20 protein-coding genes and 3 tRNA genes are annotated in these 21,579 nt (G+C 53.6%); 13 read left to right on the top strand and 10 right to left on the bottom strand.

Annotated features, from left to right (window positions below; genetic code table 11):
• Positions 1-43: 43 nt before the first annotated feature.
• Positions 44-868, top strand: coding sequence for a CPBP family intramembrane glutamic endopeptidase (locus tag WFK85_RS00310; RefSeq protein WP_336708117.1), 825 nt, complete (start codon positions 44-46; stop codon positions 866-868).
• Positions 869-908: 40 nt separating this feature from the next.
• Here WFK85_RS00310 and WFK85_RS00305 read toward each other — a convergent pair whose 3' ends face one another.
• A complete protein-coding gene (locus tag WFK85_RS00305) occupies positions 909-2,549 on the bottom strand; it encodes an ABC1 kinase family protein (RefSeq protein ID WP_336708089.1) in 1,641 nt (546 codons plus the stop codon).
• Between the two features lie 493 nt (positions 2,550-3,042).
• Between WFK85_RS00305 and WFK85_RS00300 the strand changes: the two genes are divergently transcribed.
• The 8 genes from WFK85_RS00300 to ldtE all read left to right on the top strand — a co-directional run bounded on the left by WFK85_RS00300 (position 3,043) and on the right by ldtE (position 10,913).
• Positions 3,043-3,846: a YadA C-terminal domain-containing protein gene (locus tag WFK85_RS00300; protein ID WP_336708091.1), complete on the top strand. Its 804-nt coding sequence runs from the start codon at positions 3,043-3,045 to the stop codon at positions 3,844-3,846.
• Positions 3,847-4,283: 437 nt separating this feature from the next.
• Positions 4,284-4,652 (top strand): Fe-S cluster assembly scaffold SufA, encoded by a 369-nt coding sequence (gene sufA / locus WFK85_RS00295; protein ID WP_039292468.1) that lies wholly within the window; start codon positions 4,284-4,286, stop codon positions 4,650-4,652.
• Between the two features lie 8 nt (positions 4,653-4,660).
• Positions 4,661-6,142: a Fe-S cluster assembly protein SufB gene (sufB, locus tag WFK85_RS00290; protein ID WP_336708092.1), complete on the top strand. Its 1,482-nt coding sequence runs from the start codon at positions 4,661-4,663 to the stop codon at positions 6,140-6,142.
• Positions 6,143-6,158: 16 nt separating this feature from the next.
• On the top strand, positions 6,159-6,905 hold the full coding sequence (gene sufC / locus WFK85_RS00285) for a Fe-S cluster assembly ATPase SufC (protein ID WP_008456510.1): 747 nt from the start codon (positions 6,159-6,161) through the stop codon (positions 6,903-6,905).
• Entirely contained in the window at positions 6,880-8,160 is a 1,281-nt protein-coding gene (gene sufD / locus WFK85_RS00280) for a Fe-S cluster assembly protein SufD (protein WP_008456509.1), read from the top strand. The genes sufC and sufD overlap by 26 nt, the downstream gene beginning before the upstream one ends.
• Positions 8,157-9,377, top strand: a complete 1,221-nt coding sequence (sufS, locus tag WFK85_RS00275) for a cysteine desulfurase SufS (RefSeq protein WP_166874784.1) — start codon at positions 8,157-8,159, stop codon at positions 9,375-9,377. The genes sufD and sufS overlap by 4 nt, the downstream gene beginning before the upstream one ends.
• 11 nt (positions 9,378-9,388) lie before the next feature.
• Positions 9,389-9,805 (top strand): cysteine desulfuration protein SufE, encoded by a 417-nt coding sequence (gene sufE / locus WFK85_RS00270; protein WP_336708094.1) that lies wholly within the window; start codon positions 9,389-9,391, stop codon positions 9,803-9,805.
• 109 nt (positions 9,806-9,914) lie between these two features.
• A complete protein-coding gene (gene ldtE, locus WFK85_RS00265; RefSeq protein WP_336708096.1) occupies positions 9,915-10,913 on the top strand; it encodes a L,D-transpeptidase LdtE in 999 nt (332 codons plus the stop codon).
• 66 nt (positions 10,914-10,979) lie between these two features.
• Here the strand turns inward: ldtE and WFK85_RS00260 are convergent, their stop codons facing one another.
• The 3 genes from WFK85_RS00260 to WFK85_RS00250 all read right to left on the bottom strand — a co-directional run bounded on the left by WFK85_RS00260 (position 10,980) and on the right by WFK85_RS00250 (position 13,386).
• Positions 10,980-11,216: a major outer membrane lipoprotein gene (locus WFK85_RS00260; RefSeq protein ID WP_008456504.1), complete on the bottom strand. Its 237-nt coding sequence runs from the start codon at positions 11,214-11,216 to the stop codon at positions 10,980-10,982.
• A 309-nt stretch (positions 11,217-11,525) separates the two neighbouring features.
• On the bottom strand, positions 11,526-12,938 hold the full coding sequence (gene pykF, locus WFK85_RS00255; protein WP_008456501.1) for a pyruvate kinase PykF: 1,413 nt from the start codon (positions 12,936-12,938) through the stop codon (positions 11,526-11,528).
• A 371-nt stretch (positions 12,939-13,309) separates the two neighbouring features.
• Positions 13,310-13,386 (bottom strand) — tRNA-Val (locus WFK85_RS00250).
• A gap of 215 nt (positions 13,387-13,601) precedes the next feature.
• Here WFK85_RS00250 and WFK85_RS00245 point away from each other — a divergent pair.
• Entirely contained in the window at positions 13,602-14,702 is a 1,101-nt protein-coding gene (locus tag WFK85_RS00245; protein ID WP_336708098.1) for an FAD-dependent oxidoreductase, read from the top strand.
• A gap of 36 nt (positions 14,703-14,738) precedes the next feature.
• Here the strand turns inward: WFK85_RS00245 and WFK85_RS00240 are convergent, their stop codons facing one another.
• The gene (locus tag WFK85_RS00240; protein WP_336708100.1) at positions 14,739-15,662 is read right to left on the bottom strand and encodes a LysR family transcriptional regulator; all 924 of its coding nucleotides are present in this window, start codon (positions 15,660-15,662) and stop codon (positions 14,739-14,741) included.
• Positions 15,663-15,734: 72 nt separating this feature from the next.
• Between WFK85_RS00240 and WFK85_RS00235 the strand changes: the two genes are divergently transcribed.
• Together WFK85_RS00235 and WFK85_RS00230 are read left to right on the top strand one after the other, a co-directional pair.
• The gene (locus WFK85_RS00235) at positions 15,735-16,667 is read left to right on the top strand and encodes an alpha/beta hydrolase fold domain-containing protein (protein WP_166994105.1); all 933 of its coding nucleotides are present in this window, start codon (positions 15,735-15,737) and stop codon (positions 16,665-16,667) included.
• 64 nt (positions 16,668-16,731) lie between these two features.
• Positions 16,732-17,130, top strand: a complete 399-nt coding sequence (locus tag WFK85_RS00230) for a RidA family protein (protein ID WP_336708101.1) — start codon at positions 16,732-16,734, stop codon at positions 17,128-17,130.
• A 33-nt stretch (positions 17,131-17,163) separates the two neighbouring features.
• On the opposite strand, the gene WFK85_RS00225 is transcribed toward WFK85_RS00230, so the two are convergent.
• From WFK85_RS00225 to mdtK, 4 genes are all read right to left on the bottom strand, one after another.
• Positions 17,164-17,304 carry a hypothetical protein gene (locus WFK85_RS00225; RefSeq protein ID WP_008456485.1) on the bottom strand — a complete coding sequence of 47 codons (141 nt, stop codon included), beginning with the start codon at positions 17,302-17,304 and terminating at the stop codon, positions 17,164-17,166.
• Positions 17,305-17,504: 200 nt separating this feature from the next.
• Positions 17,505-17,581: transfer RNA gene (locus tag WFK85_RS00220), tRNA-Val, on the bottom strand.
• Between the two features lie 17 nt (positions 17,582-17,598).
• Positions 17,599-17,675: transfer RNA gene (locus tag WFK85_RS00215), tRNA-Val, on the bottom strand.
• 154 nt (positions 17,676-17,829) lie between these two features.
• The gene (mdtK, locus tag WFK85_RS00210) at positions 17,830-19,203 is read right to left on the bottom strand and encodes an MdtK family multidrug efflux MATE transporter (protein WP_166994109.1); all 1,374 of its coding nucleotides are present in this window, start codon (positions 19,201-19,203) and stop codon (positions 17,830-17,832) included.
• Between the two features lie 237 nt (positions 19,204-19,440).
• Between mdtK and WFK85_RS00205 the strand changes: the two genes are divergently transcribed.
• Positions 19,441-20,085, top strand: a complete 645-nt coding sequence (locus WFK85_RS00205) for a riboflavin synthase subunit alpha (protein WP_336708103.1) — start codon at positions 19,441-19,443, stop codon at positions 20,083-20,085.
• 59 nt (positions 20,086-20,144) lie between these two features.
• On the opposite strand, the gene WFK85_RS00200 is transcribed toward WFK85_RS00205, so the two are convergent.
• On the bottom strand, positions 20,145-21,536 hold the full coding sequence (locus tag WFK85_RS00200) for a glycoside hydrolase family 1 protein (protein WP_213715784.1): 1,392 nt from the start codon (positions 21,534-21,536) through the stop codon (positions 20,145-20,147).
• Positions 21,537-21,579 lie beyond the last annotated feature (43 nt).

Below are 21,579 nucleotides of genomic sequence, written 5' to 3'. Positions count from 1 at the left end.
TAAAAAACCTGCCTCATGATGTTTTCAGGCTTAAGGAAAAATGATGTGGATATTGCTGGCAGCCGCCTTACTGGTTTTACAATTTAATAAAAAAATTTCCCTCGGATTATTACTGGTGACCGTGGTATGGGGTGCCGTTGACGGTGTACTCGACTGGCGAGCACTGGCTTCACTGGCGGTAATGACCGCTCTTGCCGTCGCTTATTTAAAAGCCGCAAACAGAAAGCCCGTGCGCTATGTGCTTGAATTTTTGCTGGTCGCCGCCGCAGTAGCGCTGACCATCCATGTTATTCCCGGTTTCCATAATCCAAAGGTGCTGGACTCGGTGACCGCCGGGCCGCAAAGTGCGCCGTTTTCCATGTATTACAACTTCGACAAAGCGCTGGTGCCCTTTATTTTGCTGGTGGGGATGCAGTCGCTGTTTGTCAGCGAGCCGAAATATCAGCCCGCTAAGCTCTGGTGGATCTTGCTGATTGCTTTGATCCCAGGGCTGTTGCTATTGGCGGTAGCTTTGGGTGGCTTAAAGATTGAACCTCATTTCCCGCAGTGGCTGCCGCCGTTCCTGTTCGCAAATATTTTCTTTGTTTCGCTGGCGGAGGAAGCGCTCTTCCGGGGGTATCTCCAGCAGCGTTTATCCGACTTTATGCACCCGGTTGTGGCGCTGATTATTTCAGCCGCGATATTCGGCGGGCTGCATTTCGCCGGTGGTCCGCTGCTGATTGTTTTTGCCGCACTGGCGGGGCTTATTTACGGCCTGGCGTGGATGTGGAGCGGGCGGCTGTGGGTTGCCGTGGCGTTTCATGTCGGGCTGAATATGACCCATTTATTGCTGTTTACCTATCCGGTGCTGCAGCATTCTGTGCACTAATTTTTTACGACATCGGAACCTGGCTCCGATGTCGTAAATCTCATCGCCTTAACAACCGAATAACCAGCCATGCGCTTCCCGCAATAGCACACAACAAGCCAAGTACAGGGAAAAATGGGATGCCAAACAGCGTCCAGTTCAACCCGAGCAGCCATGGAGCTATCGCGATTGTCAGGGCGGCTAAAACAAGGGCGAGCGCCAGAGTAGAGGCCGCTCGCTCCAGCGACTTTCCGAGCTGGTTAATATTCTCTACGTTAATGTCCGCGTGCAGCTTACCGTGACGAAGCCTTTGCATCACCAGACGTAGGGTCTGCGGCAGCGAATCACCTCCCTCAAGAAGCTGATTGCCGAGTTTAAGCAGGCGTCTGCGGCTTCCGAGGCGGGTATAGCGTTTTAACAGCTCCTGCTTAATCACCGGGCGAAGAATGCGAATAATGTCGAACCGCGGATCCATTCTCAGCAATACGCCGTCCGCGGTGATCAACGCCTTAAACAATAAAACCAAATCCGGCGGCAGCGACAGCTGGAATTCCCGGACGGTGGAAAGCATATCGGTCAGCGCTTTTCCAAGCTGTAGCGGGAGATTGCCCTGTTTTTGCAGAAAATAGCTGGCTGCAAGTTCCAGTTCGGTAAGATCTACTGTCTCCTGGCCACTCCAGGCGATGAGGGCATCGACAATCCCGCTGGCATCACGCTCGCTGATGGCATAAATCAGCGACAACAGCTCGTCGCGTCGCGCCTGGCTCAGGCTTCCCACCATGCCGAAATCAATGAAGCCGACCCGGTTGCCCGCCAGGGCCATGACGTTGCCGGGATGCGGATCTGCGTGGTAAGTCCGCAGGTCAAAGAGCATATTGATAAACGCTGTCGCGCCTTTACGCGCCAACAAGGGGCCATCAAACCCGGCGGCGGCAAGCTGCTGGCCGTCAACCGGCGCCACGCCGGGCAAAAATGCCTGTACCATCAGCGTCGGGTGGCACCAGTCCCAATAAATCCTGGGGATGACGACGTCGTCGTTGTCGGCGAAAAATTGATAAATCTTTTCCCCGTTGGCTGCTTCATGGCAAAAATCCAGTTCCTGATTCAGGGCGTTTTCCAGATAACGCACCAGCATCACTGGCTGAAAGCGAGCAAGCCCCGCGCTCTGCTGCTCCAGACTTTCCGCCAGGTAACGGAGTAAACGCAGGTCGGCCTTGAGGGTTGTTTCAATCCCGGGGCGCTGAATTTTGACGATAACCTCGTCGCCATTTTTCAGCGTGGCCCGGTGAATTTGTGCTATCGAGCCACTGGCCAGCGGGGTTTCATCAAAGGTAGCGAAAACCTCCGCAGGCGAAGCCCCAAGAGTCGCCACGACGAAGGGCTCGAGCTTTGGCCAGGGCAGAGGGCTGGCGCTCGAATTCAACTGGCTAAGCGCTTCCGTCCATGCGGGGTCAAGCAGGTCGCTACGGGTTGAGAGGATTTGCCCGAGCTTAACGAACGTCGGGCCCAGTTCTTCCAGCGCCGCGCACAGGCGCTGCGGCATCGGTAAAGCATCGTGTTGGCTGCCGCCACGTATTTTGTCATGCAGCGAGGCCAGGCCCAGCAAACGCACAATGTCCTGCAATCCATAGCGAAGGAAAACGCCGATAATTTCCTGCAGCCTAACGCGATCGCGGGCGGTGACCATAATCATTTTCAGCATTGGACAAGCTCCTTTTTTCTTAACAGGAGGATAGTCGATAAATCGGAATATTTTCACGCCATTCTTATCTCAGGGCAGAGGGTTAGCCTGTCGCATACAGGCTGCGGGAAATTTGACGTTAAAGCGATGGAAGGTAATGAGAGTCGTCAATAAAAGCTAACTGATCTTCATCTCATCTGTTTATCTTGTTTTTTTTTGGTATGTGTATGGTTTTCTCTTATTGCCAAATCTGATTTTTATTATCGATTTTTTACCACTTTTGCCCGAGGTGAATTCTGAAAGTCTGGTGGTTTTTGATGTGTTTGTTTATGTCTAATTTGTTATTTTTTTTGTTTTTATTGTTTTAAAAACAATGGGTTAATTTTATTTTTTATGGCTAAGAATATTCACTTCAGGCTATTTTTATCATTATTTCTGTGTTGCCTTGTTAATTCTATTTATGAATAATTTCTCCGCACAGTAATGGTTTAATTATAATAATGGAGTAATTTTAATGAATAATAAGTCTTTGTTGGCCTTTCTTGTTTCTGGATTATTAGTCACCCAGTCTGTCTCTGCTCTTGAATGGGGGGACTGGTCATCAGACGTGACTTCCAGTAACTCCCATGCTGATGCTGATAAAACCAATGGAAATTTCGGTGATATTAAAAATAACGTTGATACCATTGATTCAGCGCTGAATGAAAGCATTCAAAAACAGCAGACAGTCAATGACCAACAAAAAATGCTCAACGATCGGCAGAATGCCACCAACGTCAAGCAGGCCGAGTGGAATGAGAACCAGAACAGCGTAAATAGCCAGCAGAATGCGGTGAATCAACAGCAGTCCACGGTTAATGCGAACCAGGCTAACGTCAACAATCAGCAGGGGGCCATTAATCAGACCCAGGCAAATCTGAACAATCAGCAGGGGGCCATTAATCAGACTCAGGCAAATCTGAATACGCAGCAGAATACCATTAACCAGAGTCAGGCCAGGAGCAATGCTCAGTTCCAGGACTCCATCACCCAGCTTAATGGCGATCTTAACCATCTCGGTAACCGCGTGGATAAACTGGATCACAAAATGAAGCGTGGGTTTGCCTCCCAGGCGGCGCTCTCAGGGCTTTTCCAGCCCTACAGCGTTGGCAAATTCAACCTTTCTGGCTCGCTAGGCGGGTATGAATCTACCAGCGCGATGGCCATTGGTAGCGGGTATCGGTTCAATGAAAATGTCGCCGCAAAGGCCGGGATTTCAACCAATACCGAAGACTTCAAGGCCGTGACATACAATGCGGCAGTCAACTTTGAGTGGTAATGCAGCTCAACATAGCTAACTCAGTTCCCCTGGTTAACCTTATGCCCTGGTAACCAGGGGGCGGATTTTTCTGAACAGATACCTTAATCCCCCTGCGACCGCACCTCTTCTTGTTCCCGTAAAACTGAAAATTACTGGTACTTTATGGCGCTAATTTCGCATTCAGTGCGCTTCCAATCACATAAATAGATATTTTCTATACATCTTTTGTCTTGCCCGGTTCAGGCGTTTTTCATCTTTGATATTTCCTTTTACACCAGTAGCTTAAACAGCTCTTTTCGCCATCGGCAAGAGTTTCATGACGGTCTATCCTTAGTAAAGACGCCCAAAAAACCAGCGTTTCGCGAATACCCCTGTTTTCATAACGTTGTATTGATAATTGTTATCATTAACATAAGGGTATCGGCCTTCGGGCGCAGAGAATGATGAGGTGAAGAATGGATGTGCAAACCGGTTCCTTTGATCCCAATGATTTTGCCTGGCAGGGGCTGACCCTGACCCCGGCCGCCAGCGCGCATATCCGCGATCTGGCCGCCAAACAACCCGAGCTTAAAGGCATCCGCCTGAGTATCAAACAGACGGGCTGCGCTGGCTTTGGCTACGTGCTGGACACGGTCACCGAGCCGAAGCCGGACGATCTGGTCTATGAGTTTGACGGCGCGCGCCTGTGGGTGCCTCTCTCCGCCATGCCTTTTATCGACGGCACGGAAGTGGATTACGTGCGTGAAGGCCTGAATCAGATCTTTAAATTTAATAACCCGAAAGCGCAGCACGAATGCGGCTGCGGCGAAAGCTTTGGGGTATAGGCGGTACTATGTCTCGTAATACTGAAGCAACTGACGATGTCAAAACCTGGACCGGCAACCTCAATTATAAAGAGGGCTTTTTCACCGAGCTGCAGACCGAGCAGCTGGCGAAGGGCATAAATGAAGAGGTGGTTCGGGCAATCTCTGCCCGTCGTAACGAGCCCGAATGGATGCTGGAGTTTCGTCTCAACGCCTTACATGCATGGTTGAAAATGGAAGAGCCGCACTGGCTGAAGGCGAATTACGACAAACTGAATTACCAGGATTACAGCTATTACTCTGCGCCATCCTGCGGGAGCTGCGACGACACCTGTGCGTCCCAGCCCGGCGCGGTTCAGCAGCCGCCAAACGCCTTCCTGACTAACGAAGTCGAAGACGCGTTTAAGCAACTGGGTGTGCCGGTGCGCGAAGGCAGTGAAGTGGCGGTTGACGCCATTTTTGACTCAGTTTCCGTGGCAACCACTTACCGCGAAAAACTCTCCGAGCAGGGCATTATTTTCTGCTCCTTCGGCGAGGCGATTCACGACTACCCGGAACTGGTCAAAAAATACCTGGGTACCGTGGTGCCGTCTAACGATAACTTCTTCGCCGCGCTTAACGCCGCGGTGGCCTCTGACGGCACCTTTATTTACATCCCGAAAGGCGTGCGCTGCCCGATGGAGCTGTCCACCTATTTCCGTATCAACGCGGAAAAAACCGGTCAGTTCGAGCGCACTATTTTAGTGGCGGATGAAGGCAGCTATGTGAGCTACATCGAGGGCTGTTCTGCACCAGTGCGCGACAGCTACCAGCTCCACGCCGCCGTAGTGGAAGTGATTATTCACCGCGATGCGGAAGTGAAGTACTCCACGGTGCAAAACTGGTTCCCGGGGGACAACAACACCGGCGGCATTCTGAACTTCGTCACCAAGCGCGCCCTGTGCGAAGGTGAGAACAGCAAGATGTCCTGGACACAGTCAGAAACCGGCTCTGCCATCACCTGGAAGTACCCGAGCGTGATCCTGCGTGGCGACAACTCCATCGGCGAGTTCTTCTCCGTGGCGCTGACCTCCGGCCATCAGCAGGCGGACACCGGCACCAAAATGATCCACATCGGCAAGAACACCAAATCGACGATCATCTCGAAAGGGATCTCCGCCGGTCATAGCCAGAACAGCTACCGCGGCCTGGTGAAAATCATGCCCACTGCGACCAACGCTCGTAACTTCACCCAGTGCGACTCGATGTTGATCGGGCCGGACAGCGGGGCGCACACCTTCCCGTACGTGGAGTGCCGCAACAACACGGCGCAGCTGGAACACGAAGCGACCACGTCGCGCATTGGTGAAGATCAGCTGTTCTATTGCCTGCAGCGTGGCATCAGCGAAGATGACGCCATCTCGATGATCGTCAACGGGTTCTGCAAAGACGTGTTCTCAGAGTTACCGCTCGAATTCGCGGTGGAAGCACAAAAATTATTAGCCATCAGCCTCGAACACAGCGTCGGTTAAGGATTAAGGGAAAACTATGTTAAGCATTAAAGATTTACAGGTCAGCGTTGAGGATAAAGAGATCCTGCGTGGCTTAAACCTCGAAGTGAAGCCGGGCGAAGTTCACGCCATCATGGGGCCAAACGGCTCCGGGAAAAGTACCTTATCCGCCACGCTTGCCGGTCGTGAAGACTACGAAGTGACCGGCGGCTCGGTGCAGTTCAACGGCAAAGACCTGCTGGAACTGTCGCCGGAAGACCGCTCCGGCGAAGGTATTTTTATGGCCTTCCAGTACCCGGTGGAAATTCCCGGCGTCAGCAACCAGTTCTTCCTGCAAACCGCGCTGAATGCGGTGCGGGAATACCGGGGCCTCGAGTCGCTGGATCGCTTTGATTTTCAGGATCTGATGGAAGAGAAAATCAAGCTGCTGCAAATGCCGGAAGATTTACTCACCCGCTCGGTCAACGTCGGCTTCTCCGGCGGCGAGAAAAAGCGTAACGACATTCTGCAAATGGCAGTGCTGGAGCCGGAGCTGTGCATTCTCGATGAAACCGACTCCGGGCTGGATATTGATGCCCTGAAGATTGTGGCCGAAGGCGTTAACTCGCTGCGTGACGGCAAGCGTTCATTTATCGTGGTCACCCACTACCAGCGTATCCTCGACTACATCAAGCCGGACTTTGTTCACGTGCTGTATCAGGGGCGCATCGTTAAATCTGGCGATTTCAGCCTGGTGAAACAACTGGAGGAGCAGGGTTATGGCTGGCTTACCGAACAGCAGTAACGGCAACGCGCTCCAGCAGTGGCATCATCTGTTTGAAGCTCAGGGCACGGGCCGCTCGCAGGTGGCCCAGCAGCATATGCAGCAGCTGTTGCGCCTGGGTTTACCGACACGCAAGCATGAAAACTGGAAATACACGCCGCTCGACGGGTTGCTGAATAACCAGTTTGTCTTTGCGCCTCAGTCGCCTTTAAGTGCGCAACAGCGTGACGAGCTTGCCCTGCCTGTAGACGCGCTGCGGCTGGTGTTTGTTGACGGGCATTTCAGCGCCGAACTGAGCGATGACATCGCCGACAGCGGTTTTGTGATAAGTATCGACGATAACCGCCAGACGCTGCCCGCGCCGGTTCAGGGCGAAGTGTTCCTGCACCTCACGGAAAGCCTGGCGGAGACCGTGACGCATATCCGCGTGGCGCCTAACACGCAGCCTGAAAAAGCGCTGTTGCTGATGCACGTCACGCGCGGCAGCAAGGCGCAGGAGATGGCGACGGCACATTACCGTCACCACCTGATCCTTGAGCAGGGCGCTCAGGCCACGGTGATGGAGCACTTCGTCAGCCTTGACGAGGCGGCGCATTTCACCGGCGCACGATTTACCGCCGAAGTGGCCGCCAACGCGCAGCTTAGCCACTACAAGCTGGCGTTTGAAAATGCCGCCAGCTACCACTTTGCGCACAACGATCTACTGATTGAGCAGGACTCGACGGTGAGCAGCCACAGCTTCCTGTTGGGGGCCGCAGTGCTGCGCCACAACACCAGCACGCAGCTTAACGGCGAGAACAACCAGCTGCACATCAACAGTCTGGCGCTGCCGGTAAATAACGAGGTGTGCGACACCCGAACCTGGCTTGAGCACAACAAGGGCTACTGCAACAGCCGCCAGCTGCATAAAACCATCGTGCGTGATAAGGGCCGAGCGGTGTTTAACGGCATGATCAAAGTGGCTCAGCACGCGATTAAAACCGACGGGCAGATGACCAACAATAACCTGTTGCTTGGCCGCCTGGCGGAGGTGGACACCAAGCCACAGCTGGAAATCTACGCCGATGACGTGAAGTGCAGCCATGGCGCAACCATCGGGCGCATTGATGACGAACAGATGTTCTACCTGCGCTCCCGTGGTATCAGCGAACAGGCTGCACAGCAGATGATAATCTTCGCCTTTGCCGCAGAGCTTACCGAAAGTATTCGCGACGAGGCCTTAAAACAGCAGGTGCTGGCACGTATCGCCCGGCGCTTTGCAGGGGGCGAGGCATGAGTTTTTCAATCGAGCAGGTCAGGGCTGATTTCCCGATTCTGAGCCGCGAGGTCAACGGCCAGCCGCTGGCCTATCTGGACAGCGCCGCCAGCGCGCAGAAACCACAGGCGGTGATTGACGCCGAGCTTGAGTTTTATCGCCATGGGTATGCCGCAGTGCACCGTGGCATTCATACTCTGAGCGCAGAAGCAACCACCCTGATGGAAAACGTGCGCAGTCAGGCGGCACGCTTTATCAACGCGGCAAAACCGGAAGAGATTGTCTTTGTGCGTGGCACCACCGAGGGGATAAACCTCGTGGCCAATAGCTGGGGCAGCGCCAACGTCCAGGCCGGGGATAACATCATCATCAGCGCCATGGAACACCACGCTAACATCGTGCCGTGGCAGATGCTGTGTGAGCGTACCGGCGCGGAGCTGCGCGTTATCCCGCTCAACCAGGACGGCACGCTGCAGCTTGATGTCTTCCCGACGCTGATTGACGAGCGCACAAAACTGTTGGCGATTGCCCACGTTTCTAACGTGCTCGGTACCGAAAACCCGGTGAAGGAGATGATCGCTACCGCGCATCAGGCGGGCGTCAAAGTGCTGGTGGATGGCGCACAAGCGGTGATGCACCACGTCACGGATGTGGCGGCGCTGGACTGCGATTTTTATCTTTTCTCCGGGCACAAGATATACGGGCCAACGGGGATTGGCGTGTTGTATGTGAAAGAAAGCATTCTGCAGGATATGCCGCCATGGGAAGGCGGTGGGTCGATGATTGCTACCGTCAGCCTGACTGCAGGGACGACTTACGCCGCAGCCCCGTGGCGCTTTGAAGCTGGGACGCCAAACACGGCTGGCATTATCGGCCTTGGGGCAGCGTTGAGCTACGTTGAAGGGCTGGGCATGGAGGCGATTGGCGAGTATGAACGCAACCTGATGCGCTATGCTCAACACGCGCTGCAGGCCGTGCCCGATCTCACCGTATACGGCCCGGCAGAGCGCCGTGGTGTTTTGGCGTTTAATCTCGGGAAACATCATGCCTATGACGTCGGCAGCTTCCTCGACAACTACGGCATCGCGGTTCGCACCGGGCACCATTGCGCCATGCCGCTGATGGCGTTCTACAGCGTCCCGGCCATGTGCCGCGCCTCCTTTGCCATGTACAATACCGAACAAGAAGTGGATCGCCTGGTCGCCGGCCTGCAGCGCATCCACAGCCTGTTAGGATAACGGAGACGGTCATGGCCACGCTGCCGGATAAAGACAAACTGCTAAAAAATTTCAGCCGCTGTGCGAACTGGGAAGAGAAGTATCTCTACATTATCGAACTGGGCAGCCGCCTGCCGGAACTGGCGGCGGAGCAGCACAGGCCTGAACATATTATTCAGGGCTGCCAGAGCCAGGTATGGATAGTCATGCACCAGCAGCCCGATGGGGTGATTACGCTGGAGGGTGACAGCGATGCCGCTATCGTTAAAGGGCTGATCGCTATCGTATTTATTCTCTATCAGCAAATGACGCCGCAGGATATCGTGGCGTTTGATGTGCGCCCGTGGTTTGAAAAAATGGCGCTCGCACAGCATCTGACGCCGTCCCGCTCTCAGGGGCTGGAAGCGATGATTCGCGCAATTCGCAACCAAGCCACCAATCTCATTTAAGTTAGCTAAACTTAATCATACCTATGGTCCTGTTTTGCGAGGCGGTTTTCTGCCTCGCTTGTCTTTCAGCCTGCTGGCGCTCGCCAGCGCGACTACAGGAATAAAAAGTATGAAATACGCGTCTTTACTCACACTGGCCATTATCGGCGCTCTGAGCGCCATTCAGCCCGCTTTAGCCCTGGATTATCCCTTACCGCCGGAAGGCAGCCGCCTGATTGGCCAAAACCAGACTTATACCGTACAGGAAGGCGATCGTAACCTGCAGGCTATTGCCCGGCGTTTTGACACCGGTGCGATGCTGCTGCTGGAGGCCAATAACACCATTGCGCCAGTGCCTAAACCCGGCACGGTGCTGACCGTCCCCAGCCAGCTGCTGCTGCCGGACGTGCCGCGCGAGGGGATTGTGGTGAATCTTGCCGAGCTGCGGCTGTATTACTTCCCGCCAGGACAAAACATTGTGCAGGTTTATCCGATTGGTATTGGTCTGCAGGGGCTGGAGACGCCGCTGATGACCACCAGGATTGGGCAAAAGATCCCCAACCCTACCTGGACACCTACCGCCGGTATTCGCCAGCGCTCCCTGGAAAAAGGGATCAAGCTGCCGCCCGTCGTGCCTGCCGGGCCTAATAACCCGCTGGGGAGATTCGCCATGCGGCTGGCCTACGGTAATGGCGAGTACTTGATTCACGGTACCAGCGCGCCGGACAGCGTGGGGCTGCGCGTCAGCTCCGGTTGTATCAGAATGAATGCCCCCGACATCAAAGCCCTGTTTGAGCAAACGAAAACTGGCACGACGGTGCGGGTGATTAACGATCCGGTGAAATTCTCCGTTGAGCCAAACGGCGTTCGCTACGTCGAAGTCCATCGGCCGCTTTCTCAGGATGAGCAGCAGAACACGCAGACTATGCCTTACGTGCTTCCCGCGGGCTTTAGCGAGTTCCGGGCCGGTAGCGGCGTGGAGAAAGCGTTAGTGGAGAAGGCGCTATACAGGCGTGCGGGGTATCCCGTTGTGGTCTCTGCGGGGCAAACACCTGCGGCAACGATGGCGGTGCAGTCGGCGAGGAATGGCGTGGTAAATGCTGAAGAGGCGACTAGCGCGACACAGTAGCTGGTGGGGATAAATGACAGGCAAAAAAAATGGCGCACATTGTGCGCCATTTTATACCAGTGACTCTTACTTACGGTAAGAGTGAGCCTGGTTGTCCAGACGCTGGTTAGCGCGAGCGGCGTCGTCTTTAGCAGCCTGAACGTCAGAACGCACTGCGTTCACGTCGTTGCTCAGCTGATCAACTTTAGCGTTCAGAGTCTGAACGTCAGAAGACAGTTGATCGATTTTAGCGTTAGAAGAACAACCTGCCAGCATAGTAGAAGCCAGGATTACCGCGCCCAGTACCAGTTTAGTACGATTCATTATTAATACCCTCTAGATTGAGTTAATCTCCATGTAGCGTTACAAGTATTACACAAAGTTTTTTGTGATGAGAATAATTTTTTGTCGGGAATACCCCTAAATTTGATCGTTCGCTCAAAGAAGCACCGAACGGAGCCGGAAAGTTAAAAAAAAGAGAGAAAACAGGGGAATTTCATCGGATTCATCTTAATTAAGAGTAAGCTTAAATAGTAAAATCCGATTTGCATTTTTATTAAGATCTGACTGCAAGTGATATAAAAAAAGCGCCCGAAGGCGCTTTTTTGTTAATTAAACTTGTTAACAAGTCAATTACAGAACATGGACCGAGGCGGTGTTAGTGGTGCCGCTTGGGACCAGCGCACCAGAAACCATCACCACGATGTCGCCTTTACGAGCCAGGCCGCTTTCCAGCGCCACTTCTTTACCCAGGCGGTAGAAGTCGTCGGTGGAGGCAATTTCTTTCACCATCTGGGTGACAACGCCTTTGCTCAGCACCAGCTGACGCGCGGTTACTTCGTTGGTAGTCAGCGCCAGAATAGTCGCGTTCGGGAAGTATTTACGCACGGCTTTAGCGGATTTACCGCCCTGGGTGGCAACCACGATCAGCGGGGCTTCCAGTTTTTCTGCGGTTTCAACGGCGCCACGGCAAACGGCTTCGGTGATGCGCAGTTTACGGCTGTCGTTGCTGTTGTCCAGACGGCTGGTCATCACGCGGTCGGTACGCTCGCAGATAGTTGCCATGATGGTCACAGCTTCCAGCGGGTATTTACCTTTTGCAGACTCACCGGACAGCATCACTGCGTCGGTGCCGTCGATGATGGCGTTAGCAACGTCACCGGCTTCTGCGCGGGTAGGGCGCGGGTTTTTGATCATGGAGTCGAGCATCTGGGTTGCGGTAATCACCACTTTACGTGCACGAACGCATTTCTCGATCATCATCTTCTGCGCGAAGATAACTTCTTCCACCGGGATTTCTACGCCCAGGTCGCCACGAGCAACCATGATGCCGTCAGAAGCTTCGAGGATTTCGTCGAAGTTGTTCAGGCCTTCCTGGTTTTCGATCTTGGAGATGATCTGGATCCTCTCGCCGCCGTGGGCTTTCAGGTGCTCACGAATTTCAACCACGTCAGAACGCTTACGGATGAAGGAGGCTGCCACGAAGTCAACGCCCTGTTCGCAGCCGAAGATCAGATCCTGTTTGTCTTTCTCAGCCAGCGCTGGCAGCGCGATGGACACGCCCGGCAGGTTAACGCCTTTGTTCTCACCGAGGTCGCCGTTGTTCAGCACTTTACAGATAACTTTGTTGCCTTCGATGGCGGTGACTTCCATGCCGATCAGGCCATCGTCCACCAGAACGGTGTTGCCTACGGTCAGGTCATTGGTGAAGCCTTCGTAGGTCACTGCGACGATTTCGCTGTTACCAACCACGGATTTGTCGGTGGTGAAGGTAAAGGTCTGGCCTGCTTTCAGGGAGACGTCGTTACCGCCTTCCAGCTTGATGGTACGGATTTCTGGCCCTTTGGTGTCCAGCAGGATAGCGGCTTTTTTACCTGTTTTAGCAACGACGTTGCGCAGGTTTTTGATGCGCTGGCCGTGTTCTGCATAGTCACCGTGGGAGAAGTTCAGACGCATAACGTTCATGCCCGCGTCGAGCATTTTAGACAGCATCTCTTCGGATTCGGTTTTTGGACCGATGGTGCAAACGATTTTAGTCTTTTTCATGACAGTCTTATCTATAAGTTGAGGAGGAATGTTGAAATCGTGTTCCGGGAGACCGGGCTGCCGGAGCTTAAAAGAATACTGTGGTGTTGAAAGTGGCACCTGGTAAGGATAGGTGACAGAAATAAAGCGTGCAGAGGAAAGTGTGCTTGTGGTTCAGCAGGGGAAAGCGTTAGACGATGTTGTTGTATAAAAAAGGAGTCCAATGAGCTGAAACCATTCAAGTTAAGAACGGGCGTAGTATAGATAAATCTGGCTGGAAAAGGAATCAAAACCGTTGATTCAGCGACGGAGTGCACAGTTTTACAGCGAGTTGTTATCAGGGCGTTGCCAGATGTTTGAGCGTTTTCAGAGATGATGAAAATAAAAAGAAATGGTGCGTTCAATTGGACTCGAACCAACGACCCCCACCATGTCAAGGTGGTGCTCTAACCAACTGAGCTATGAACGCATTTAATACGATTTATAAAACGATAACCGACTGAATTGATTATTGTTTTATCTTCTTTGGTGAGAAGTGACAACATTATGACGGGCAATCGGGATGTTGACAAGCCCCGTAGAAACTGTCCGGTGAATGTTTGAGCTTTTTATGCTTGTTCTGGCTGGCGTTTCAATCTGGCTGCTGATAAAACCGTTTCTTCTCCGACAGTCAGAGGCATTTTTATGATAACCATTATTGGCGCTGGTGTAGCGGGGCCGCTGCTGGCTTACATGTTGCACCGCCAGGGTATTGCGGTCTGTATTCTCGAGGCTGATGCTTCTCTCGATTCACGCCATCAGGGTGGCATGCTCAATCTGAACGAAGGCACGGGTAAACCTGCACTTCGAGCGGCGGGGATGTATGAAGCCGCAATGGCTCTGGTGTTGGAGGGGGCGGATGCAACTCTGATGCGTGATAAAAACGGCCATATCTTGTATCAGGATGAAGGTGATGGCTCCCGCCCGGAAGTCGACCGCGGCGCGTTGCGCAAACTAGTGATAGAGGCGTTGCCCAAGGGGATCATTCGTTGGAACAGTCGGGTAAGGTCCGTCGAACGACAGGGCACAGGCTTTCTTCTCCGGCTAGAGAACGGCAGTACGCATGTTTGTGATGCCCTGATAGGCGCCGATGGTGCGTGGTCGAAAGTCAGGCCTTTGTTAACGGGACAGCAACCGCTTTATTCCGGAATAACCTTTGTTGAGCTGCGTTACCCGAACGTAAGCCAGCAATATCCTGCGTTGAAAGCGCTGGTGGGCAAGGGGTCGTTGTTTGCTCTGAGCGAAGGCCGGGGCATCATGGCTCACTGTGAACCTGGAGACGAGGTTTCAGCCTATGCCGCCATACCCGTACCGGAAGCGCAATCGCGCAGAACCTTTACTCGTGATGAATTGGCTGAACACTTCCGTGACTGGGGCGAATGCTATCGCGAAATGTTAATGCAAAGTGAGGGGCCGATGGTTGCCAGGCCAATCTATGTGTTACCTACCGCGGAGTTCTGGAAGGCAGCGGGAAATGTGACCCTGATTGGTGATGCCGCGCATGTTATGTCACCTTTTGCCGGGGAGGGCGTGAATCTGGCGATGGCGGATGCCGTCGATCTCGCCTATGCCATCATTTCCCAGCCTTCCAGCATGGAGGGTGCTTTTAAGGTATATCAGGAGGCAATGGCTGCACGAACCGTTCGTTTTCAGCAGGAGTCTGCCGCGAATTTTGCCATGGGGTTTGCGGCTGATGCGCCGCGGGAACTGCTGGGGTTATTCACCGGGTTAGGATCGCAGGATTAGGGCCTGTCATTCCCAAATCATTTCATCGGGATGTTGTTAATGGTCCATATGCTTCACCAGGCTGTCGATAAACAACCTCACTTTGGCTGCCAGATGTTTCCGATTAGGGTACACCACGTTCACGGTCAATGGTGTGCCGCCTAATTCAGACAGTACGGGCACCAGAGTGCCCTCTGCGACATCCCGGGCAACGAGAAAAGCTGGCAGGAAAGCGATGCCTAAGCCTGCAACAGCGGCGGCGCAAATAGCCTCTCCGCTGTCGAAGCGGATCCTGCTGTGCCCTTCAACCAACACGCTCTCATTGCTGGCCGTGAACAGCGTCCAGTTTGTCGTTTGAGGGCTCAGGCCGTAAATCAGCCGCTGGTGAAGGCGAAGATCTTCTGGCGAACCTGGTATACCTGAACTGGCCAGGTAGTCTGGGGAAGCAAACAGATGAGGGCGAATGCGCTGCACGGTTCGTGCAATAAGCTGCGAATCTTTCGGTAAATCACCCAGTCGGAGGCTGAGATCGAACCCCTCCGCGACGAGGTCCACCACGCGGTCGGTGAAATTGACTTCAATATCCAGTCTCGGGTAGGCCGCCATGAAGTGCTTCAGAAAAGGCAGAAGCACTACTTTGCCCCACGTTTCCGGGACGCTGAGCCGAAGCACTCCGCCGGGGCTGGAAAAATTCTGCCGGACACTCGCCTCTGCTTCTTCAATATCCTGCAAAATCTGTGCGCAGCGTTCATAAAAACCGTAGCCATCGCGGGTCAGGGCGACGCTTCGCGTCGTACGATGAAATAGCCGCGTTTCCAGCTGTGCTTCAAGGCGTGCAATCGCTTTTCCTGCGGCGGAACGGGTTAAGCCCAGCGCCTTTCCTCCGGCGACAAAGCTCCCGCTTTCCACGATAGCCACGAAAACTCGCAGGCTACCGAGATCGAGGTCTGAATGGCTTTTAGTGCCTGTGCGGAGTGACATTGGCGAACCTCTTTCGTCAAATCATTAAGCATAATCTTTTTTGTTTAATCACAGTAGACAATGGAGAAATAAATGCTTCCTGATAACGCACAGGCAGCCCTTAGGGGCTGGATAAAAGCCGCCAGGCCGGTTGTGAAGAAGGTATATGGCCAGTCTGATGCTGACTGGAAAGCAGTTCGGGCTGACTATGTGAAGCAGCTGGATGAGTTGTTCCCTCCCGTGGAGGGCGTAACCTTTGCCGATGCCAGCCTGGGCGGTATTGGTGCGATGTTGGTCACGCCTGAGGAAGTCACTGAGGGTCGGGTGATGATTTATATTCATGGCGGAGGCTATGTTCACGGTGGGGTCGACGCTTATCGGGGATTAACCGGGCGTTATGCTCGCGCCTTGAAGGCTAAAGTATATGCGGTAGATTATCGTCAGGCGCCTGAGTTTCCTTTCCCGACGCCAATTGATGATGTCTTTCAGGCCTACCGAGCCTTGCTTGAGCAGGGTACAAACCCGCGCTCGCTGATGATTTCGGGGGATTCTGCCGGTGGGGCGATGGTTGTCACGCTGATGCGTAAAGCGCGCGATGCTGGCCTGGCATTACCCGCCGCCGCAGTAGCTATTTCACCGTGGGCTAACTTAACGCATAGCGGCGTATCTGCAACGGTGCGGGATGGGCTGGACCCTTTATGCAGCGTAGCTTTCCTGAACCAACTGGCCCGAAGTTTCCTTGCCGGAGAACTGCCCACACATCCGGATGCTTCTCCGGTTTTTGCCGATGTACAAGGCCTTTCTCCCACGCTGATACAGGTTGGTGAAAACGAGGTGATGCTGAGCGACGCCATTCGCCTTGCATCCCACATGAGTGAGAGCCGGGTTCGTACCACTCTAGAAGTTTGGCCGGAAATGTTTCACGTCTGGCATTTGTTTGCCGGGATATTGCCGGAGGCGGACCAGGCGCTACGAAACGCGATAAGATTCTTCGAAGATGCGCTAAACCCGGTCAACATCGGGTGAGATAAAAATGATTCATCAGCAGGCGCGTGAATTGCGAGCCTTTAAATAATGGGGAGAGACAGTCGTGTCAGACAGAGAAATTATTATGCCGCCTTCCATGCAAGTACTTGCTGAACGGGCGGGATATGCACCTGCGGTGGTGGTAGGTAACACGGTTTATTGTGCCGGGCAGGTTGGGCGCACGCCTGATTTGCAGGTGATAGCTGACCCAAGGGCGCAGTTTATGGCCTGCTGGGAAAACCTGCGTCTGGTCCTTCAGGCCGCGGGCTGCAACTTTGAAGACGTTGTGGAAATGACTACTTACCACGTAGACATGAAAGAACACATGGCTGTTTTTCGGGAGGTGAAAGACGAACTGTTTCCGCGGGGACACTGTGCCTGGACCTGCGTCGGCGTGTCTGAACTGGCTCGCCCGGGGCTGCTGGTGGAAGTGAAATGTATTGCCGTGAGAAGAACGGCGTAACATAAAAAACCGGCTGAGTAAGCCGGTTTTTTATCAGATTTTGCAGGCGTCGCCGCAGTCGTCATCGGCCACAACGGCCTGAGCTTTTTTGTCTGCGTCTTCCTGGCGCTCGGCGTTGCGCGCTTCGGCTTCATCTAACCCGGAAAACACCAGATTATTGAGATCGATTTCCATAAGTTACCTGTCGTGGTTTAGTGAATGACTCGCTTTATGATATGCAACCTTTCGGGTTTTCGCATCCCCAAACACCGGCGGACGCTCAAAACGCTAAAAATGACGTTTTCATGCGCTACGGGCTTGCGTGTAAAAATGAAATTTGGAATTTATCAGCTTGAAGAAAAGCGGGTTAAAGAAGGAAACTGCTTTAGCAAATATGGTGCGTCCGAGTGGACTCGAACCACCGACCCCCACCATGTCAAGGTGGTGCTCTAACCAACTGAGCTACGGACGCACTGATATATTTGAAAATGGTGCGTTCAATTGGACTCGAACCAACGACCCCCACCATGTCAAGGTGGTGCTCTAACCAACTGAGCTATGAACGCATTGTTGTCTTGGCGACAGCGGGGACGAATATTAGCGATACACCTCGGGGCTTGCAAGGGAAAACTCGCAATTTTATTCCAGATTTCACACGATTGCCGAGCATCTGCGCAGAATGGAGAGAAAGTAGCCGCGGATGCGGCTACCGTTGTTTAATTAACGCGCGGCGCGCTGCAGGATTGTGACGGAAGGCTGACGCTGCAGCCAACGCATACGCAACATCATCATGACCGCGGCGGAAGTCAGGCCGATAATAAAGCCGATCCAGAACCCGGCCGGGCCCATCGGTTCGACGACCCAGTCGGTTAGCCCCAGAATATAGCCGGCTGGCAGCCCCAGCACCCAGTACGCGATGAACGTAATAAAGAAGATCGAGCGGGTATCTTTGTAGCCACGCAGAACGCCGCTGCCAATCACCTGGATTGAGTCGGATATCTGGTAAATGGCTGCCAGCAGCATCAGATGCGCCGCCAGCGCGACAACTGCCGGATTGTCGTTGTACAGCAGAGCAATGTGCTCCCGGAAAATAACGGTAAACAACGCGGTGCACATCGCCAGGCAAATGGCCACGCCAACCCCGGTGCGGGCGGCGATTTGTGCATCCAGGGTGGAGCCCTGCCCAAGACGGAAACCGACGCGAATAGTCACCGCGGCCCCTAAAGAGAGCGGCAGCACAAACATCAGCGAGCTGAAGTTGAGGGCAATCTGGTGCCCGGCAACGTCGGTGATACCCAGCGGGGAAACCAGCAGGGCGACAACGGCAAACAGCGTAACTTCAAAGAACAACGCCAGGGCAATCGGCAGTCCGAGCTGGCTCAGGCGCTTGACCACCGCCCAGTCCGGCTTGCTGAAACCTTCCGGGTTTTTGATGTCGCGCATCGAACGCGCTTTTTTGATGTAAGACAGCATGCTGAAGAACATCACCCAGTATACCGCCGCCGTTGCCACGCCGCAGCCCACGCCGCCCAGTTCGGGCATGCCGAAATGGCCATAAATGAAGACGTAGTTGACCGGAATATTGACCAGCAGGCCGATAAAGCCCATCACCATACCTGGCTTGGTTTTGGCCAGGCCTTCGCACTGGTTACGTCCTACCTGGAAGAACAGGTAGCCTGGCGCCCCCCACAGCAGCGCTCGGAGATAGCGAACGGCTTTATCCGCCAGTTCAGGATCGATATTGTGCATAGCGTGAATGATATGGCCCGCGTTCCACAACACCACCATCACCAGCACGGAAACCATGCCAGCCAGCCAGAACCCCTGGCGAACCTGGTGCGCAATGCGGTCACGTCGCGCCGAACCGTTGAGTTGCGCAACGGTTGGCGTTAAGGCCAATAGCAGCCCGTGGCCGAACAGAATAGCGGGCAGCCAGATGGAGGTGCCGATCGCCACGGCGGCCATGTCGGTAGCGCTGTAGCCGCCGGCCATCACGGTATCGACGAATCCCATTGCAGTTTGAGCGACCTGCGCGATGATGACAGGTATCGCCAGGGCAAGGAGCTGGCGAGCTTCGATGAGGTACTTCTGCATGATTACACCTGATTATTTTTATATGTATGAGAGACTAAAAAAGCCGCCAAAACAGGCAGCAAGAAGATGAACTGGGGAAATAACCAGTCTATTGTAGCGGGAGTTTATTTATACGCCAGTCAAAAATAGAGCCAGCGCACGCCCCGCACTGGCAAGCTGATTTTCCAACTGCTAAAGTGCGAAAATGTCTGTTAATGGCGGTAGCGTTACCGTCTGCGAATTGCCAGGAGTTTTTAGATGTTTACAGGTATTGTGCAGGGCACGGCGACCCTGATTTCCATCGATGAGAAACCGAATTTCCGCACCCACGTTATTGATATGCCGACTGAAATGCTGCCAGACCTCGAAACCGGGGCTTCGGTGGCGCATAACGGCTGCTGCCTGACGGTAACCGAAATCAATGGCAATCACGTTAGCTTTGATTTGATGAAAGAGACGTTGCGCATCACCAACCTCGGTGAGCTAAGCGTGGGCGACAGCGTGAACGTTGAGCGTGCTGCCAAATTTAATGACGAAATCGGCGGACATTTAATGTCGGGTCATATTATGACCACGGCCGAAATTTCAAAAATCCTGACCTCAGAAAATAACCGCCAAATCTGGTTTAAGATTCAGGATAAGACCCTGATGAAATATATCCTTTATAAAGGTTATGTGGGCATCGACGGGATCAGCCTGACGGTGGGCGAGGTGACCGCCACGCGTTTTTGCGTGCATCTGATCCCTGAAACACTGGAGCGCACTACGCTTGGTGCTAAAAAACTGGGGCAGCGCGTGAACATTGAAATTGACCCGCAGACCCAGGCAATTGTCGACACCGTTGAACGCGTGCTGGCTAGCCGTGAAGCGGCAATGGCAGCGGCGATTCCCGCTAGCGAATAAACATTCTTTAGCCATAAAAAACGGGGCCAGCTGGCCCCGTTTCTCGTTCTTAACCAGGATTAATCTTCTTCGTTAAACCCGTTTTCGACTGCAGTTTTCATAAACCATTCGCCGCTTTTCTTAATCGTGCGCTGCTGGGTATTAAGATCCAGCGACACAAAGCCATAGCGGTTTTTGTAGGCGTTGCACCATGACCAGTTATCGATAAATGTCCACATGTGGTAACCAAGGCAGTTGCTGCCCTCGCTGATGCCCTTATGCAGCCACTTCAGGTGGTCACGAACGAAATCAATCCGGTAATCATCGTTGATTTGGCCGTTGTCGATAAAGCGCTGTTCGTTTTCGACGCCCATGCCGTTTTCTGAAATATAGCAGGCCGGGTTGCCGTAATTTTCACGCAGATTGGTGAGAATATCGTAGATCCCGCGCTCGTAGATTTCCCAGCCACGATAAGGGTTCATTTTGCGACCCGGCATTTCGTAGGACTCAAAGAACCACTCCGGCATAAACGGACTTTCCGGGTTAACCAGCGTGTCGCGACACTTAATGCGGCGCGGCTGGTAGTAGTTAATCCCCAGTAAGTCTACGACGCCCGCAGCGAGCAGGGCTTTGTCCTCAGGCTGACAGGCCGGAAGTTTATCGTGCTCTTTCAGGAACGCGACCAGCTCAGCAGGATATTCACCGCGCAGTGCCGGGTCGAGGAAACTGCGGTTAAACATCAGGTCGGCCAGGTTGGCGGCCTTTACGTCAGCCGGGTTTTGCGAACGAGGGTAAGATGGCGTCAGGTTGAGAATGATGCCAATCTGGCCGTCATCGCTGCGGGCATGGTAAGCCTTGACCGCTTTAGCGTGGGCAAGCATGGTGTGGTAAGCGACGGTCACCGCGCGGTTGAAATCCACCACGTTAGGGTAGTGGTAGTCATAGAGGTAGCCGCATTCAACCGGAACAACCGGCTCGTTGAAGGTAAACCAGTGCTTCACGCGATCGCCGAAAAGCTCGAAACAGGTATTGGCGTAGGCGGCGTAGGCGTCAACCACTTCACGGCTTTCCCAGCCGCCTTTTTCCTGCATCACCATGGGCATATCAAAGTGGTACAGGTTGATAAATGGCTTAATGCCCTGAGCCAACAGTTCGTCAATCACCTGGTTATAGAACTCAACCGCCAGCGGGTTGACTTCACCCGTGCCCTCGGGAATCAGACGAGCCCAGGAAATGGAGGTGCGGAAAGTATTGTGATTGAGCTTTTTCAGCAGGGCGATGTCTTGCTTCCAGCGCTGATAAAAAGTTGAGGTGTTTTGCGGCCCGACGCCGTGGTGGAAACGGTTAGGCTGCTCGGCGAACCATCGGTCCCAGATGGTTTCAGATTTGCCAAAGTTCAGCGCTTCGCCCTCGGTTTGTGGGCCGGAGGCTGCGCTGCCCCACCAGAAATGCTCAGGAAATGCGTATTTCATCGTTGTCCTCACGGTCTGACCTGCCATCTCCGACAGGCAATCA

This window comes from Cedecea sp. VD22 (assembly GCF_037150195.1).
Classification (GTDB): Bacteria; Pseudomonadota; Gammaproteobacteria; order Enterobacterales; family Enterobacteriaceae; genus Cedecea.
This window is presented reverse-complemented; position numbering and strand designations above follow the sequence as displayed.

Coding starts and splice junctions, on each gene's coding strand:
- mdtK (WP_166994109.1), bottom strand. CDS start 19,203: ATGCAGAAGTACCTCATCGAAGCTCGCCAGCTCCTTGCCCTGGCGATA.
- sufB (WP_336708092.1), top strand. CDS start 4,661: ATGTCTCGTAATACTGAAGCAACTGACGATGTCAAAACCTGGACCGGC.
- ldtE (WP_336708096.1), top strand. CDS start 9,915: ATGAAATACGCGTCTTTACTCACACTGGCCATTATCGGCGCTCTGAGC.
- sufE (WP_336708094.1), top strand. CDS start 9,389: ATGGCCACGCTGCCGGATAAAGACAAACTGCTAAAAAATTTCAGCCGC.
- WFK85_RS00225 (WP_008456485.1), bottom strand. CDS start 17,304: ATGGAAATCGATCTCAATAATCTGGTGTTTTCCGGGTTAGATGAAGCC.
- sufC (WP_008456510.1), top strand. CDS start 6,159: ATGTTAAGCATTAAAGATTTACAGGTCAGCGTTGAGGATAAAGAGATC.
- WFK85_RS00200 (WP_213715784.1), bottom strand. CDS start 21,536: ATGAAATACGCATTTCCTGAGCATTTCTGGTGGGGCAGCGCAGCCTCC.
- WFK85_RS00305 (WP_336708089.1), bottom strand. CDS start 2,549: ATGCTGAAAATGATTATGGTCACCGCCCGCGATCGCGTTAGGCTGCAG.
- WFK85_RS00235 (WP_166994105.1), top strand. CDS start 15,735: ATGCTTCCTGATAACGCACAGGCAGCCCTTAGGGGCTGGATAAAAGCC.
- WFK85_RS00300 (WP_336708091.1), top strand. CDS start 3,043: ATGAATAATAAGTCTTTGTTGGCCTTTCTTGTTTCTGGATTATTAGTC.
- sufA (WP_039292468.1), top strand. CDS start 4,284: ATGGATGTGCAAACCGGTTCCTTTGATCCCAATGATTTTGCCTGGCAG.
- sufD (WP_008456509.1), top strand. CDS start 6,880: ATGGCTGGCTTACCGAACAGCAGTAACGGCAACGCGCTCCAGCAGTGG.
- WFK85_RS00205 (WP_336708103.1), top strand. CDS start 19,441: ATGTTTACAGGTATTGTGCAGGGCACGGCGACCCTGATTTCCATCGAT.
- WFK85_RS00310 (WP_336708117.1), top strand. CDS start 44: ATGTGGATATTGCTGGCAGCCGCCTTACTGGTTTTACAATTTAATAAA.
- WFK85_RS00245 (WP_336708098.1), top strand. CDS start 13,602: ATGATAACCATTATTGGCGCTGGTGTAGCGGGGCCGCTGCTGGCTTAC.
- WFK85_RS00240 (WP_336708100.1), bottom strand. CDS start 15,662: ATGTCACTCCGCACAGGCACTAAAAGCCATTCAGACCTCGATCTCGGT.
- sufS (WP_166874784.1), top strand. CDS start 8,157: ATGAGTTTTTCAATCGAGCAGGTCAGGGCTGATTTCCCGATTCTGAGC.
- pykF (WP_008456501.1), bottom strand. CDS start 12,938: ATGAAAAAGACTAAAATCGTTTGCACCATCGGTCCAAAAACCGAATCC.
- WFK85_RS00260 (WP_008456504.1), bottom strand. CDS start 11,216: ATGAATCGTACTAAACTGGTACTGGGCGCGGTAATCCTGGCTTCTACT.